Raw genomic sequence first — 14038 nt, 5'->3', positions numbered from 1 at the left:
TGCCACTCGGTCAGGACGCGTCGGAAAAAACCGACAGACATGCTCCGGCCGAAACAGGGGCGCGATTCTCCGTGATAAATCAATGCAAGCAAAGACTTAGCTGAGGAATGGTTGTGCGGAGCAGATCCAAGGATGGTCGTTTATAGAAAAAACAAGGTCGTTTATGGATACGTCGGATGCCGCAAACGGATACGTTTTGCACCCACCCATGCGTCATCGAATGCGCCTAGAGCGATATGCCGAGCATGAAACCCAATAAAACGCAGTACAGCCCGAAGCCGAAAAGCAACCAGAGCTTGCCATTTTCGCGCTTGTCTCTATTGCGCACCGCTTCGTCATATTCTGCGAACTCTCGCTCAATTTGCTCCAGTCGTGCCTTACGGTCATATGTGCTCATACTGATTAACCTTTGAATAATGCGCCTGACGGTCGTGAAGCATGAAGACTCACAACTTGAAGAAAAACCCTGCCACTGCGGTGATTGCAGTCAAGACTCCACCAAACACTGCAATTGGATAGAGCTTCGTCTCCCTTGATAACTTTTTCTCTTCAGCCTGAAGCTTTTTCCATTCACCCACGAGTTTCCTTGATTCGTTTTCCAGCCTGTCTAGCTCCAGATTTTCGCGATCGTTATGGAACATTTGCCCTCCTTGGCTGCTGGCGGATCGGTGTCAGCATTTGCATGCACATCGACGGCTATCGTCATGCCCTTATCATCAAACTGTTCCATTCACGCTGACCAGCAGACGCATCTGCCATCCCCGTAGGCAAAATCCGCGATTCACGTAAGCCTCCTCATACGAGTGGTCCGCAATATTCCAGACCAATTACCTGCCAGAACTCTGCCCTTGATCTAGCGTGTGAGAAGCCATAACCCAAGGAGCCTCCCATGCCACTGGTCCGCGTCGACATCCAGCAAAACCCAGACCCCACTTTCGCCAGGCGCATCGGCGAACAGATCTACGCCGCCCTGCGCACCTGTATCGATGTGCCCGAGCACGACAACTTCCAGATTCTCAACGAGCACGACGGCCAGCACTTCGTGTACGACCCGCAATACCTCGGCATCGAGCGCAGCGACGGCGTGGTGTTCATCCAGATCACCATCAGCGAAGGGCGCAGCGTGGAAAAGAAACAATTGCTGTTCAAGACCATTGCCGAGAGCCTGCATGCGCAACTGGGTATTCGCCTGGAGGATGTGTTCATCAATCTGCTGGAGGTAAAGAAAGAGAACTGGTCGTTTGGCAACGGCATTGCGCAATACGTCAGCTGATTCGCAGCGCCCATGCCTGCGTACTTGCTTGTTCCACGAACCCGTCCAGAATCAAAGCACCACTGCGTGAATGCAACGATTGCCAAGCCGCTGCGGATTCAGCACTCTGAGTCGACTTTCGCGACCCACCCGCCGCCAATCACAGGAGCCGCGCAATGCCCGCAACCGTTCTGGTACTGGTTGAAACGATCAATGACTATCTGCCGATTCTTGAGCATCAGGGATTCCACCTGATCCTCGCACCAACGCCAGCCGAACGTGCGCAAGCCATCGCCACCCATGGCAGTCGCATCGATGCCGTGCTCACTCGCGGCCCGCTGGGTCTGACCGCGCAAGAGATCAGCGCCCTGCCCGCCCTGAAAATCATCACGGTGATCGGCGCCGGTTACGAACAGGTCGATCTGCAAGCGGCCAGTGACCGTGGGATCACCGTCACCAATGGTGCCGGAGTCAACGCCTCGTCAGTGGCCGATCATGCGATGGCGCTGCTGCTGGCATTGGTCCGCGATATCCCGCGCTGCGATGCAGCCGTGCGCCGCGGTGAATGGCCGAAAATCATGCGCCCGTCGCTGGCCGGCAAGCGTCTGGGCATCCTCGGGCTGGGCGCCGTGGGCATGGCGATTGCCAAACGTGCGGAGCTGGGTTTCGACATGCAGGTCAGCTACCACAGCCGCCAGGTGCGCAGCGATGTCGCTTATACATTCTGCTCGACACCCACCGATCTGGCGCGAGCCTCGGACTTTCTGGTCGTTGCCACGCCCGGTGGCATTGCTACTCAACATCTGGTGACGCGAGCTGTGCTCGATGCGCTCGGCCCCAAGGGTTTTATCGTCAACATCGCCCGCGCCAGCGTTATCGCAACGGCAGACCTGATCACCGCACTTGAGCAACGTCGTATCGCCGGCGCAGCGCTGGACGTGTTCGATCACGAACCGGAAGTGCCCGACGCCCTGAAACACCTCAGCAACGTTGTGCTAACCCCACACGTCGCCGGGTTGTCCCCTGAAGCCACGCAAGGCACCGTTGAACTGGTGGGGAAAAACCTGATGGCGTTTTTCTCCGGGCAACCGGTGCTGACTCCCGTCGCCCTGCCGCCCAAGTTGAACAACCAGCGCGTGCATTAACGCGCGTGGCATCGTCGAACCGCGCCGATCTTTGCCCCATTCTCAAAGTTGATTATCCAGCAACACGCTAACCTATAAGACCGACCCGCGCTTGTGAGCACCCGAGCGCGCCATTAGATTAGCCAATGATGTCTGGCCTCCAAAATAAGCAGAAGGGATAAGCATGGCGCTTACTGACCAGTCCACCCGGATCCGCGCAGGCGAAGAACTTGATGCCAGCCTGATCGATCCGTACCTCAAGGCGCACATTCCCGGCCTGACCGGCACGCCGCAGATCAGCCAGTTTCCCGGCGGCGCGTCGAACCTGACCTACCTGCTGGAATACCCCGAGCAAGAATTCGTTCTGCGCCGTCCGCCGTTTGGCCACAAAGCCAAATCCGCCCACGACATGGGCCGTGAGTTCCGCATTCTCAACCAACTGCGCGAGGGCTTTCCGTATTGCCCGAAGGCCTATGTGCATTGCACCGACGAAGCCGTTATCGGCGCCGAGTTCTATGTGATGGAACGGGTCAGGGGCATCATCCTGCGCGCTGAACTGCCGCCGGAGCTGGGCCTCGATTCGGCGAAAACCGAAGCGCTGTGCAAAAGCTTCATCGACCGTTTCGTCGAACTGCATCGGGTCGATTACAACGCCTGCGGCCTCGGCGATCTGGGCAAGCCTGAAGGCTACGTCGCCCGGCAGATCAAGGGCTGGAGCGAGCGCTACGAAAAAGCCCTGACCCCGGACGCGCCGCACTGGGAAGCGGTCAAAGCCTGGCTCAACGACAAGATGCCGGCCGACCACCCGACGTCGAGCATCGTCCACAACGACTACCGCTTCGACAACGTCATTCTCGACCCGGCCAATCCGATGCAAATTATCGGCGTGCTCGACTGGGAACTGACCACCCTCGGCGACCCGCTGATGGATCTGGGCAACACCCTCGCCTACTGGATCGAAGCCGGCGACCCGGCACCGGTGCAACTGATGCGCCGCCAGCCAAGCCACGCGCCGGGCATGCTGACCCGCCGCGAATTCGTCGACTACTACGCCGAGCGCTCGGGCATCCGCATCGACAATTTCGACTTCTACTACACCTACGGCCTGTTCCGCCTGGCCGGCATCGTGCAGCAGATCTACTACCGCTTCTACCATGGCCAGACGCAGGACAAACGCTTCGCGCAGTTCATTCACATGAACAAACTGCTGGAGCAGATGAGCCTGCAGGTCATTCAGAAATCCAGCCTCTGATCCGGGCCAATAACAAGACTTTCAACAAGGGAAACCCATGTCCAAGACTCAGTTGTTCGACCTCGACGGCAAAATCGCTTTCGTCTCCGGTGCCAGCCGTGGCATCGGAGAAGCCATCGCCAAACTGCTGGCCCAGCAAGGCGCCCACGTGATCGTCTCGAGCCGCAAGCTCGAAGGCTGCCAACACGTCGCCGACGCCATCATCGCCGCCGGCGGCAAGGCGACAGCCGTGGCCTGCCACATCGGTGAGATGGAGCAGATCAGCCAGGTCTTCGCCGGGATCAAGGAACAATTCGGCCGCCTCGACATCCTGGTCAACAACGCCGCGACCAACCCGCAATTCTGCAACGTGCTCGACACCGATCTGGGGGCGTTCCAGAAGACCGTCGATGTGAACATTCGCGGCTACTTCTTCATGTCGGTCGAAGCCGGCAAGCTCATGCGCGAAAACGGTGGCGGCAGCATCATCAACGTCGCGTCGATCAACGGCATCTCGCCGGGCATCTTCCAAGGCATCTATTCGGTGACCAAAGCGGCGGTCATCAACATGACCAAAGTCTTCGCCAAGGAATGCGCGCAATTCGGCATCCGCTGCAACGCCCTGCTCCCCGGCCTGACCGACACCAAATTCGCCTCGGCGCTGGTCAAGAACGACGCGATTCTGAAACAGGCACTGACCCAGATCCCGCTCAAACGCGTAGCCGATCCAAGCGAAATGGCCGGCGCGGTGCTGTACCTGGCCAGCGATGCGTCGAGCTACACCACTGGCGTGGCGCTGAATGTGGATGGCGGATTCCTGTCCTGATATCCAAGGCAAATTGCTAACCCGTGTGGGAGCGAGCCTGCTCGCGAAGGCGTTGTGTCAGTCAGCTATGTTTTGACTGATACCACGCATTCGCGAGCAGGCTCGCTCCCACAGGGTTACTGCAGGGTTCCAGGCCTCATGCAATCGAGGAATCGCGAGTCTTATTGGGTTATGCAACGGGTAGTGGTGATGTGGCGCGTCACCTGCCCATCCACATACACATCCCCGGCAACCTCAGTATTTTCCAGCACTTCACACCGACGTTCCGGCGGTGGCGGCGGCGCGACAGGCGCAGGGGGTGGAGGACTGGCACAACCGGCTAACAGCACAGCAAGAAAAGCCAACGGCAATACGCGTTTCCCAGGATTATTCATAGGACGACCCGCGGTAAAGAGAGACAAACTCCCGCAACCCAACCGGCCGCGGAAGACCTGACCACTCATTCTTTATAGCTGAGCGCCTTGTTAGCGCCAGTGGATTGGGGTGATTGGCTGGTTTGGGCTGTCGGTTTTTGCGGGGATTTTCCGGCAGAGGGCTGGATTGGGATGATGGTTGTCGGCGAGGGCCTCATCGCGAGCAGGCTCACTCCCACAGGTTTGATCGAGTGAGTTCAGTAACAACCAGGTCGGCTGTCAGGCCGCCTTCGCGAGCAGGCTCGCTCCCACAGAAAATCAAAATCAAAATCAAAAGATCGCAGCCTTCGGCAGCTCCTACACACGATGAGCGTTAGCTCAAGTACCGCTTTTGATCTTGATCTTGATCTTGGAGCCCGTCGGCAGGCTGAGTGGAGGGATTGATCCGGGCGTGGGAGCGCAGCGACCGTACGACGCAGTCGTACACAGCGAGTGTAGGTGCAGCGAAGCAAACCGGAGCCGCTGCGCCAGGATCGATCCCGGAGCGAAGGAACCCCGAGCCTCAGCGAGCGGGCCGAACGTCAGGGCGAAGACCTTTTGGTTCCTTTTGGGGCGTTTGCCAAAAGGGACTCGCCGTAAGGGCGAAACGCCAGCCGCAACACCCAAAAAACGGATATACACCCAACCCCCCAGAGCATGGCCGACCCAAAGGCCGCCAAGACCCAAAGCGCGCTTAAGCCAAATCCGGATCCCGCGAAGAACGCAAGGAATTGCTCTCAAGCTCATACCTCAACTCATCCACCAACGCCTCAACCGCCCCAGGCGTACGCAGCGAAGCCAGATCCAGCCCACTGATCACCAGATCCACCTGCCCCGAATCCCGGTGATACAACTTGACCGTCAGCGAATGATCACCATCCACCGAACACTCACAAGCCAGCGGCGCAAAACTGTGCTCGAGCCGAGCGCGCAACTGCGCAAGATTCATCATTGACGTTGTTCCTATGACTGTTTCAAAAGGGGCACGATCGCAGGCCCGAAATGGCCCACACCGCACCCCACCAGCCTAAGAACACAACGTCTTGGCCAATACATGAATTTGCACCCTTGTAACTAGTGCATTTGCACCCCTCAGCGCTGGCCCTTGGTGCCCCACTCCCCCGAAAACAAACCGCGCTCTCGCGCCCAGACGATCGCCTCGCTGCGGCTATGCACATCGATTTTCGAGTACACGGTGGCCACATGATTGCGCACGGTATTGGGCGCCAGTTTCAACCGCGCGGCGATCTCCTTGTCCGCCAGACCTTCACAGATCAAACCCAGGACATCACGCTCACGGGCCGTCAGGTCGGTGAACGAGGCGCTGGGCAGCTGCGGCGAGTTGATCTTCTTCACGTTGGCCAGCTTCTCGATCAGCGTTCGGCTGAACCACGACGCATCCTTCATCACCTCTTCGATCGCCGCGACCAGTTCCAGCTCAGTGCGCTTGCGCTCGGTCATGTCCATCAACACCAGCAGATAGCAGGACGTGTCGTGAATGTTCACGGTGTCAGCCGAGACCGCACATTCCAACAACTCCTCGTCCTTCTTGCGCACCGGCACATCGACCCGATCCACCCGACCGTTCTTCGCCAGCGCCGACAGCAGGCGCGTGCGCGCGCTGTCATCGTGGATGAAGCTCAGCTGCGTCACGGTTTTGCCGAGTACATCATCGCTGTCATAGGCCAGGGTATCGAGGAACGCCTGATTGACATCGATGACCTCCTGCTTGTCAGCGGTGCAGATCAAAATCGGTACCGGAGTCAGACGAAAAGCCTTCGCAAAGCGCTCCTCGCTCTGACGCAAGGCCACTTCGACCCGGCGCCGAGGCTCCATGTCGACGAAGGAGAACAGCATGCAATTCTCGTCATTGAGCAGCAGCGGCTGACCGGCAACGATCACCTGTTTACTGCCACCGTCGGGGAGGCGCAACTCCGCCTGCATTTGCGGAATGGTCGCGACATCGCGCAAGCGCTGGACAGCCAGATCGCGCTGATCCGCCTGCTCGAAGATATCGATTTCGTAAGCCGAAGTGCCGATCACCTGATCGCGGGTATAGCCGGTCATTTCCAGAAAGCCCGGGTTGACCTTGATGTAGCGCAAATCGCTGAGTCGGCAGATCACTGCCGGTGCAGGGTTGGCATTGAAGGTTTTTTCGAAACGCAGCTCAGCGTTGGCCCAATCGGTGACGTCGCTCATGATCAGCACCAGCGACTCGGGCTGGCCGACGCGGTCGGTCAGGACCATGCTGCGCACGCTGTGCACCCAGACCCGCTCCGGGTCGTCCACGGACGAAACTTCGATCAGCACATCATTGAACGCCTCGCAGCGGGCGACGCGGCTGATCGGGTAGTTGTCCGGCGGCAAAACATGATTATTGCGATAGCGCAGCGTGAAGCGTCTGGCGTACTCGTCGGCGTTACTGCCCAGATCACCGATGGTGCTGACACCGTGCATGGTCAGCGCCGCTTCGTTGGCCCAGAGAATGCTTTTGTCGAGTTCCAGCAGAATCACCCCGTCCGACAGCCCGGCAATGATCTGCTGCAACTGGCGACGGTTGGTTTCGGTGGTCAGGACTTCCTGGCTCATTGGATCTCCACACTGTGATGCGGCTAGGTGAAGAGTACGACCGCGGCGGCTCGGGATCGTGCCACAACCCCAAAATCGCCAAAAAACCCCTGTGGGAGCGAGCCTGAACTGGTCAAGTAATATTGGACACCCGTTAGGGTTTTTCAGGCCGCCATTTTCTCCATGGCGACCGGTGACCGGTAGTTGTTGTAGCTATGGAGTCTGGTGTTGTTGTAGCGCATTAGGTAGCGCTGCAAATCAACCCGGGCTTCGTACTCGCAGCGGTACCCCGCTTCAGGTACCCACTCCGATTTCAGACTTCCAAAGAAACGCTCCATCGGTGCGTTGTCCCAACACTCTCCCTTGCGACTCATGCTCTGCCTCAGCCCGTGCGCTAGCAGCTCATTCCTGAATTTATGGCTGGTGTACTGGCAGCCTTGATCGGAGTGAAACAGCACGTCTTTAGGTCTGCCTCGCAACTCAACGGCCATTCGTAAGGCCTCACAGGTCAGTTCCGCATCCGAGATCATTGAAAACGCCCAACCCACCAGTCGGCGGGCGAAGAGATCCAAAACCGCAGCGAAATACATCCACCGGGTGCCGACCTTGATATACGTGACATCGGCGCACCACACCTCATTGATTGATGTGACATCGAACTGGCGCTTGAGCACGTGCGGTGCGACCAAAGCCTCTACGCCTGATGATTTGTATTTATGGCGCCGGCGCTGACGGCTAGTCACTCCGGCTTCACGCATCAAACTACGAGCCATGTACCGCCCGACTCGATGTCCTTTGGCCTGTAGTTCCCGGGAAAGGGTGCGTGCCCCGGCCGATGCTCTCGATTCCTTATGATGCTCAACCAGCATGGCTTTGAGTTTCTCCCGCTCAGGACTCACCTTGCCTTGGCGCTGACGCCAGGCATAAAAGCTGCTGCGGCAAACATCAAACACACGGCAACAGTCGTTAACGCCGTATAGCTCTGCCAGCTCATTGATCAATGAGAATGATCTTTGGCGTCCAATAGCAGCAGAGCACTGGCTTTTTTTAGGATTTCAATATCCCGGTCTTTTTGCCTGAGCAAGGCTTTGAGTTCTTGAATCTCTCGGTGGTCAGCCGTAATCGCTTTGGCCCCCACCGGCGTTGTACCCAGGCGCTCTTTGCGAACCTGGGCGACCCAGCGACGCAACGCGGTAGGGCCGATGTCTAGACTGGCACAGACTTCGGGAACCGATATCCCCTCGTCCAATACCATGCCGACAGCCTTGAGTTTGAATTCAGTTGAATAAGAGTTACGCATATCCGAACACCTCAGATTTGGACGCCATCATAGCGCCTGATTGAAGTGTCCAAAATCATTAGGCCAGTTCAGCCTGCTCGCGAAAGCGCTGGGTCAGACAGACCATTCGGTGACTGACCCGGCGCATTCGCGAGCACGCTCGCTCCCACAGGTTTACTGGGTGTGTTTACCTTAGGCGGCACGCTCGCTGGCCGCCACCATCGCCGACGCCGCGAGCATTGCCCTTAGCAACACCGCACACCCCGCCGCGAGATCATCCGGTGCGGCATTCTCGATTTCGTTGTGACTGATCCCGCCCTCGCATGGCACAAAATCATTCCCGCCGGGCCGAGCTCGGCGAGGAAAATCGCGTCATGCCCGGCGCCACTGACGATATCCATGTGCGACAGACCCAGCCCTTTCGCTGCGCCGCGCACCGCTTCCACGCAGCCTTTTTCGAAGTACAGCGGCGGGAAGTCGGCGGTCGGGGTCAATTCGTAAGAAAGGCCGTGCTCTTCGCAGGTCGCCTCGATCACTTGTTTCACTTCGGCAATCATCGAATCCAGCCGCGCCGGCTCCAGGTGGCGAAAATCCAGAGTCATGCGCACTTCGCCGGGAATCACGTTGCGCGAGCCGGGATAGGCTTGCAGGCAGCCGACCGTGCCACAGGCGTGGGGCTGATGGCCGAGGGCGGCGCGGTTGACGGCGCCGACGATCACCGAGGCACCGACCAGGGCGTCCTTGCGCAGGTGCATCGGCGTCGGGCCGGCGTGGGCTTCGACGCCGCGCAATTTCAGGTCGAACCACTTCTGCCCGAGCGCGCCGAGTACCACGCCGATGGTTTTCTCTTCGTCCTCGAGAATCGGGCCTTGTTCGATGTGCGCTTCGAAATACGCCCCAACCGCGTGCCCGCTAACCTTGCGCGGGCCGGCGTAGCCGATCGCATTCAGTGCCTCGCCGACCGTAACGCCGTCGGCATCGACCTTGGCGAGGGTTTCTTCGAGGGTGAATTTATCGGCGAAGACCCCTGAGCCCATCATGCACGGGGCGAAGCGTGAGCCCTCTTCGTTGGTCCAGACCACCACTTCCAGCGGCGCTTCGGTTTCCACGCCGAGGTCGTTGAGGGTGCGCAGCACTTCGACGCCGGCGAGCACGCCGAAGCAGCCGTCGAACTTGCCGCCGGTGGGCTGGGTGTCGATGTGGCTGCCGGTCATGACCGGCGGCAGGTTCGGGTTGCGCCCGGCACGCCGGGCGAAAATGTTGCCGACGGCATCGACCGTGACGTTGCAACCGGCGTCCTTGCACCACTGCACGAACAGGTCGCGCGCCTGGCGGTCGAGGTCGGTCAGGGCCAGGCGACAGACGCCGCCCTTGACCGTGGCGCCGAGTTTCGCCAGTTCCATGAGCGAGGCCCAGAGGCGATCGCGGTTGATGTGCTGATGGGTGGATTGCAGAACGTCGACGGCTGCGTTCATGGGGATCTCCTCAATGCTGATGCCGATAGTGCCCATGCTCTGCGTGGGCATTCATCCATGGACGCTCTGCGTCCGCTGTTGGGACGCGGAGCGTCCCGGGCTGCATTCCCACGCAGAGCGTGGGAACGATCAGTTTCGGCGGTGTATGGAGCATCGCCTTCGCGAGCAGGCTCGCTCCCACAGTGAGAATGCATTTCCAATGTGGGAGCGAGCCTGCTCGCGAAAAGGCTCTTGCTCACACCGCTGTTTTCACGGCAGAAGGCTGCGCCCGCATCACGCACAACCCGTAATAAATAATTCCGCCCAACGCCGAGCCGGTGAACCAGCCATAGCTGTAGAACCAGCTGAACGCGTCGCTGCCCAGCGACAGCAGAGTCAGCGCCACCGGCACGCCAAAGGCGAGAAAACCGGCCCAGTTCCACGCCGGATACACGTCATCGCGGTACAGCCCGGCGAGGTCCAGTCGCTGTTTCTTGATCAGGAAATAATCCACCACCATGATCCCGGCGATCGGCCCGAGCAGGCTCGAGTAGCCCAGCAGCCAGTTTGAGTACACGGTTTCCAGGCTGATGTCGGAAACGATCAGGCCAAGCTTTTTCAGCAGTTCATGGCCCATCAGCACCAGCCCGACCAGACCGGTGAGCAACACCGCTTTGGTGCGGTTGATCACCTTCGGCGCGATGTTCTGAAAGTCATTGGTCGGCGAGACGATATTGGCGGCGGTGTTGGTCGACAGTGTGGCAACGATGATCAACGCCATGGCCACCGCCACCCACACCGGGCTCTGGATATGGCCTATCAGCGTGACCGGGTCGGACACGGTGACGCCGACCAGTTTCACCGATGCGGCGGTCATCACCACGCCCAGCGCAGCGAAGAGGAACATGGTCAGCGGCAGACCGAAAATCTGCCCGAGGATCTGATCCTTCTGGCTCTTGGCGTAGCGACTGAAGTCTGGAATGTTCAGCGACAGCGTGGCCCAGAAGCCGACCATTGCCGTCAGCCCTGCCGCGAAATAACTGACCACGCTGGCGCCTTCCGGACGCTTGGGCGGGATCGCCAGCAATTCAGTCATCGACACATTGGGCATCGCCCACACCAGCAGGCCAATGCCCACCGCCACCAGCAACGGCGCCGACAAGGTTTCCAGCCATTTGATCGACTCGGCACCGCGAATCACCACCCACAGATTCAGCGCCCAGAACACCATGAAACCGATCACCTCGCCGGTGCCGCCGAGGGATTTCCAGCCCTCGAACACCGAGCCGAGAAACAGGTGAATCGCCAGTCCGCCGAACATGGTCTGGATGCCGAACCAGCCACACGCCACCAACGCGCGAATCAGGCACGGCACGTTGGAGCCGAGAATGCCGAACGACGAGCGCAGCAGCACCGGAAACGGAATGCCGTATTTGGTGCCCGGGAAGGCGTTGAGGGTCAGCGGAATCAACACAATGACGTTGGCAAACAGAATCGCCAATAGCGCTTCGCCGACGCTCAAGCCGAAATAAGCGGTGAGCACGCCGCCGAGGGTGTAGGTCGGCACGCAAATCGACATCCCGACCCACAGCGCGGTGATGTGCCATTTGTTCCAGGTGCGTTCGCGCACCTTGGTCGGTGCCATGTCGTGGTTGTAACGGGGACTGTCGAGGACGTCACTGCCGGCTTCGAGCTCGAACAAGCCGTCGCGCTCGGTCACTTGTGATCTGGTCTGTTGCATGGCCGCTCCACTATTCTTCTGATTATTTTTTGCTCATCAGGCGGCGGGCGCATACGACGCCAGCCGGACGATGGCCGGAGGAACTGACAACTTTCACGCACCGGCCATGGTGTCAGCGGCGGCATCAATAAACGTGCCGGGTCTGGCGCTGAACGGTTGGGCGGTGCACTGCACGCTTTGCAACTTTCTGATATTCATCAGTTTTAATTGAATATTCGCTGAGTCCGGGAAAACTTGTCTGAACGCTCAGGCTAAACGTCGGGCAAGTTGTCCGAAGTGTCAGGACTCAAACTGGTGCACTGCATTTATTTTTGTCGGTGAACCCGCAACCGCAGCACAACTTCAAGCGGCTGATTTCACATAGGAAATCTTGCTCATATTTCCATCCTGTCAAGTGCGTCAAAATGGTGAGCGCCCTACCCATTTTGGTGATTTCTCGTTTTTATCTATATTTATCAATAACTTGAAACAGCTATAAGCTTATAAAAAATATTCTTGATCATTCTTGAAATCGCGACTAGTTTCTATTCCTGACAGCGATGACAGGAATACGAACTGCGTCGCTGTACTTCAACAAAACATTTAGAACCGGCACAAGTCGGTCATGCCTGCGAGGAATCCGGAATGTCTCTGTTGATCCGTGGCGCCACCGTTGTTACCCATGATGAAAGTTACCGCGCCGACGTCTATTGCGCTGACGGCGTGATCAAAGCCATTGGTGAAAACCTCGACATTCCCGCCGGCGCCGAAGTGCTCGACGGCAGTGGCCAATACCTGATGCCCGGCGGCATCGATCCGCATACGCACATGCAGTTGCCGTTCATGGGCACCGTTGCCAGTGAGGACTTCTACAGCGGCACTGCAGCCGGCCTGGCCGGCGGCACCACCTCGATCATCGATTTCGTGATTCCCAATCCGCAGCAATCGCTGATGGAAGCGTTTCATCAGTGGCGCGGCTGGGCGCAAAAGTCTGCGTCGGACTATGGCTTCCACGTCGCGATCACTTGGTGGAGCGAGCAGGTGCGCGAGGAAATGGCCGAGCTGGTCAGCCACCACGGCATCAACAGCTTCAAGCACTTCATGGCCTACAAGAACGCGATCATGGCCGCCGACGATACCTTGGTGGCGAGTTTCGAGCGCTGTCTGGAACTCGGTGCGGTGCCGACCGTGCACGCGGAAAATGGCGAGCTGGTCTATCACCTCCAACGCAAGTTGATGGCCCAGGGCATTACCGGGCCGGAAGCGCATCCGCTGTCGCGACCTTCGCAGGTCGAAGGTGAAGCCGCGAGCCGGGCGATCCGCATTGCCGAAACCATCGGCACGCCGTTGTACCTGGTGCACGTTTCCACCAAGGAAGCCCTCGACGAAATCACCTACGCACGCAGCAAGGGCCAGCCGGTTTACGGCGAGGTGCTGGCCGGGCATCTGCTGCTCGACGACAGCGTCTATCAACACCCGGACTGGCAGACTGCTGCCGGCTACGTGATGAGCCCGCCGTTCCGTCCGCGCGGCCATCAGGAGGCGCTGTGGCATGGGCTGCAGAACGGCAATCTGCACACCACCGCCACCGACCACTGCTGTTTCTGCGCCGAGCAGAAAGCCGCCGGCCGCGACGACTTCAGCAAGATTCCCAACGGCACCGCCGGCATCGAAGACCGCATGGCAGTGTTGTGGGATGAAGCCGTCAACTCCGGGCGATTGTCGATGCAGGATTTCGTCGCGCTGACCTCCACCAACACCGCGAAGATATTCAATATCTATCCACGCAAAGGCGCGATCCGCGTTGGCGCCGATGCCGATCTGGTGCTGTGGGATCCGCAAGGCACACGGACCATTTCCGCCAAGACCCACCATCAGCAGGTGGACTTCAACATCTTCGAAGGCAAGACCGTGCGCGGCGTGCCGAGCCACACCGTCAGCCAGGGCCGCGTGGTCTGGGCCGACGGCGACCTGCGCGCCGAACGCGGCGCCGGACGCTACATCGAACGGCCGGCCTATCCGGCGGTGTTTGATTTGTTGAGCAAGCGGGCGGAGTTGCATAAACCGACTGCCGTTAAACGCTGACCCCTAGTGATCGTTCCCATGCTCTGCGTGGGAATGCAGCCCGGGACGCTCTGCGTCCCATTGGAACGCAAAGCGTCCCTTGAGGCATTCCCACGCAGAGCATGGGA

12 protein-coding genes and 1 pseudogene are annotated in these 14038 nt (G+C 59.0%); 5 read left to right on the top strand and 8 right to left on the bottom strand.

Annotation, left to right across the window (positions count from 1 at the left end; all coding sequences use genetic code 11):
- Positions 1 to 226: 226 nt before the first annotated feature.
- Together ACZZ0K_RS08350 and ACZZ0K_RS08345 are read right to left on the bottom strand one after the other, a co-directional pair.
- Positions 227 to 397, bottom strand: a complete 171-nt coding sequence (locus ACZZ0K_RS08350) for a hypothetical protein (RefSeq protein WP_163032915.1) — start codon at positions 395 to 397, stop codon at positions 227 to 229.
- A 49-nt stretch (positions 398 to 446) separates the two neighbouring features.
- On the bottom strand, positions 447 to 641 hold the full coding sequence (locus ACZZ0K_RS08345) for an FtsB/FtsL family cell division protein (protein WP_252867794.1): 195 nt from the start codon (positions 639 to 641) through the stop codon (positions 447 to 449).
- Between the two features lie 248 nt (positions 642 to 889).
- Here ACZZ0K_RS08345 and ACZZ0K_RS08340 point away from each other — a divergent pair, with 248 nt between their 5' ends.
- The 4 genes from ACZZ0K_RS08340 (at position 890) to ACZZ0K_RS08325 (ending at position 4433) form a co-directional block, all read left to right on the top strand.
- Complete coding sequence (locus ACZZ0K_RS08340) at positions 890 to 1273, top strand: tautomerase family protein (protein ID WP_252876491.1); 384 nt, start codon at positions 890 to 892, stop codon at positions 1271 to 1273.
- Between the two features lie 155 nt (positions 1274 to 1428).
- Positions 1429 to 2397: a 2-hydroxyacid dehydrogenase gene (locus tag ACZZ0K_RS08335; protein WP_258706846.1), complete on the top strand. Its 969-nt coding sequence runs from the start codon at positions 1429 to 1431 to the stop codon at positions 2395 to 2397.
- 163 nt (positions 2398 to 2560) lie between these two features.
- Positions 2561 to 3628 carry a phosphotransferase family protein gene (locus ACZZ0K_RS08330; RefSeq protein WP_258706847.1) on the top strand — a complete coding sequence of 356 codons (1068 nt, stop codon included), beginning with the start codon at positions 2561 to 2563 and terminating at the stop codon, positions 3626 to 3628.
- A gap of 37 nt (positions 3629 to 3665) precedes the next feature.
- Positions 3666 to 4433: an SDR family oxidoreductase gene (locus ACZZ0K_RS08325; RefSeq protein ID WP_041480848.1), complete on the top strand. Its 768-nt coding sequence runs from the start codon at positions 3666 to 3668 to the stop codon at positions 4431 to 4433.
- Positions 4434 to 5519: 1086 nt separating this feature from the next.
- Here the strand turns inward: ACZZ0K_RS08325 and ACZZ0K_RS08320 are convergent.
- From ACZZ0K_RS08320 to ACZZ0K_RS08295, 6 genes and pseudogenes are all read right to left on the bottom strand, one after another.
- The gene (locus tag ACZZ0K_RS08320; protein ID WP_024013284.1) at positions 5520 to 5777 is read right to left on the bottom strand and encodes a DUF1652 domain-containing protein; all 258 of its coding nucleotides are present in this window, start codon (positions 5775 to 5777) and stop codon (positions 5520 to 5522) included.
- A 140-nt stretch (positions 5778 to 5917) separates the two neighbouring features.
- A complete protein-coding gene (locus tag ACZZ0K_RS08315) occupies positions 5918 to 7414 on the bottom strand; it encodes a helix-turn-helix transcriptional regulator (protein WP_095180256.1) in 1497 nt (498 codons plus the stop codon).
- 143 nt (positions 7415 to 7557) lie between these two features.
- Positions 7558 to 8394, bottom strand: coding sequence for an IS3 family transposase (locus ACZZ0K_RS08310; protein WP_258707633.1), 837 nt, complete (start codon positions 8392 to 8394; stop codon positions 7558 to 7560).
- Positions 8391 to 8693 (bottom strand): transposase, encoded by a 303-nt coding sequence (locus ACZZ0K_RS08305; RefSeq protein ID WP_014337368.1) that lies wholly within the window; start codon positions 8691 to 8693, stop codon positions 8391 to 8393. Before ACZZ0K_RS08305 ends, ACZZ0K_RS08310 begins: the two co-directional genes overlap by 4 nt.
- A 171-nt stretch (positions 8694 to 8864) precedes the next feature.
- A pseudogene (locus tag ACZZ0K_RS08300) lies at positions 8865 to 10147 on the bottom strand (Zn-dependent hydrolase).
- 235 nt (positions 10148 to 10382) lie between these two features.
- Positions 10383 to 11867 carry an NCS1 family nucleobase:cation symporter-1 gene (locus ACZZ0K_RS08295; protein WP_073471195.1) on the bottom strand — a complete coding sequence of 495 codons (1485 nt, stop codon included), beginning with the start codon at positions 11865 to 11867 and terminating at the stop codon, positions 10383 to 10385.
- 624 nt (positions 11868 to 12491) lie between these two features.
- Between ACZZ0K_RS08295 and hydA the strand changes: the two genes are divergently transcribed.
- Positions 12492 to 13931: a dihydropyrimidinase gene (gene hydA, locus ACZZ0K_RS08290; protein ID WP_258706849.1), complete on the top strand. Its 1440-nt coding sequence runs from the start codon at positions 12492 to 12494 to the stop codon at positions 13929 to 13931.
- Positions 13932 to 14038: the final 107 nt, after the last annotated feature.

The sequence above is a fragment of the Pseudomonas sp. AC255 genome, assembly GCF_979258175.1.
The sequence above is the reverse complement of the archived record's forward strand: the minus strand, read 5'-3'. Positions and strand labels throughout refer to the sequence as shown.

Excerpts from the sequence above, each read along its gene's own strand:
- ACZZ0K_RS08350 (WP_163032915.1), bottom strand. The coding sequence starts at position 397 with ATGAGCACATATGACCGTAAGGCACGACTGGAGCAAATTGAGCGAGAG.
- ACZZ0K_RS08345 (WP_252867794.1), bottom strand. The coding sequence starts at position 641 with ATGTTCCATAACGATCGCGAAAATCTGGAGCTAGACAGGCTGGAAAAC.
- ACZZ0K_RS08340 (WP_252876491.1), top strand. The coding sequence starts at position 890 with ATGCCACTGGTCCGCGTCGACATCCAGCAAAACCCAGACCCCACTTTC.
- ACZZ0K_RS08335 (WP_258706846.1), top strand. The coding sequence starts at position 1,429 with ATGCCCGCAACCGTTCTGGTACTGGTTGAAACGATCAATGACTATCTG.
- ACZZ0K_RS08330 (WP_258706847.1), top strand. The coding sequence starts at position 2,561 with ATGGCGCTTACTGACCAGTCCACCCGGATCCGCGCAGGCGAAGAACTT.
- ACZZ0K_RS08325 (WP_041480848.1), top strand. The coding sequence starts at position 3,666 with ATGTCCAAGACTCAGTTGTTCGACCTCGACGGCAAAATCGCTTTCGTC.
- ACZZ0K_RS08320 (WP_024013284.1), bottom strand. The coding sequence starts at position 5,777 with ATGATGAATCTTGCGCAGTTGCGCGCTCGGCTCGAGCACAGTTTTGCG.
- ACZZ0K_RS08315 (WP_095180256.1), bottom strand. The coding sequence starts at position 7,414 with ATGAGCCAGGAAGTCCTGACCACCGAAACCAACCGTCGCCAGTTGCAG.
- ACZZ0K_RS08305 (WP_014337368.1), bottom strand. The coding sequence starts at position 8,693 with ATGCGTAACTCTTATTCAACTGAATTCAAACTCAAGGCTGTCGGCATG.
- ACZZ0K_RS08295 (WP_073471195.1), bottom strand. The coding sequence starts at position 11,867 with ATGCAACAGACCAGATCACAAGTGACCGAGCGCGACGGCTTGTTCGAG.
- hydA (WP_258706849.1), top strand. The coding sequence starts at position 12,492 with ATGTCTCTGTTGATCCGTGGCGCCACCGTTGTTACCCATGATGAAAGT.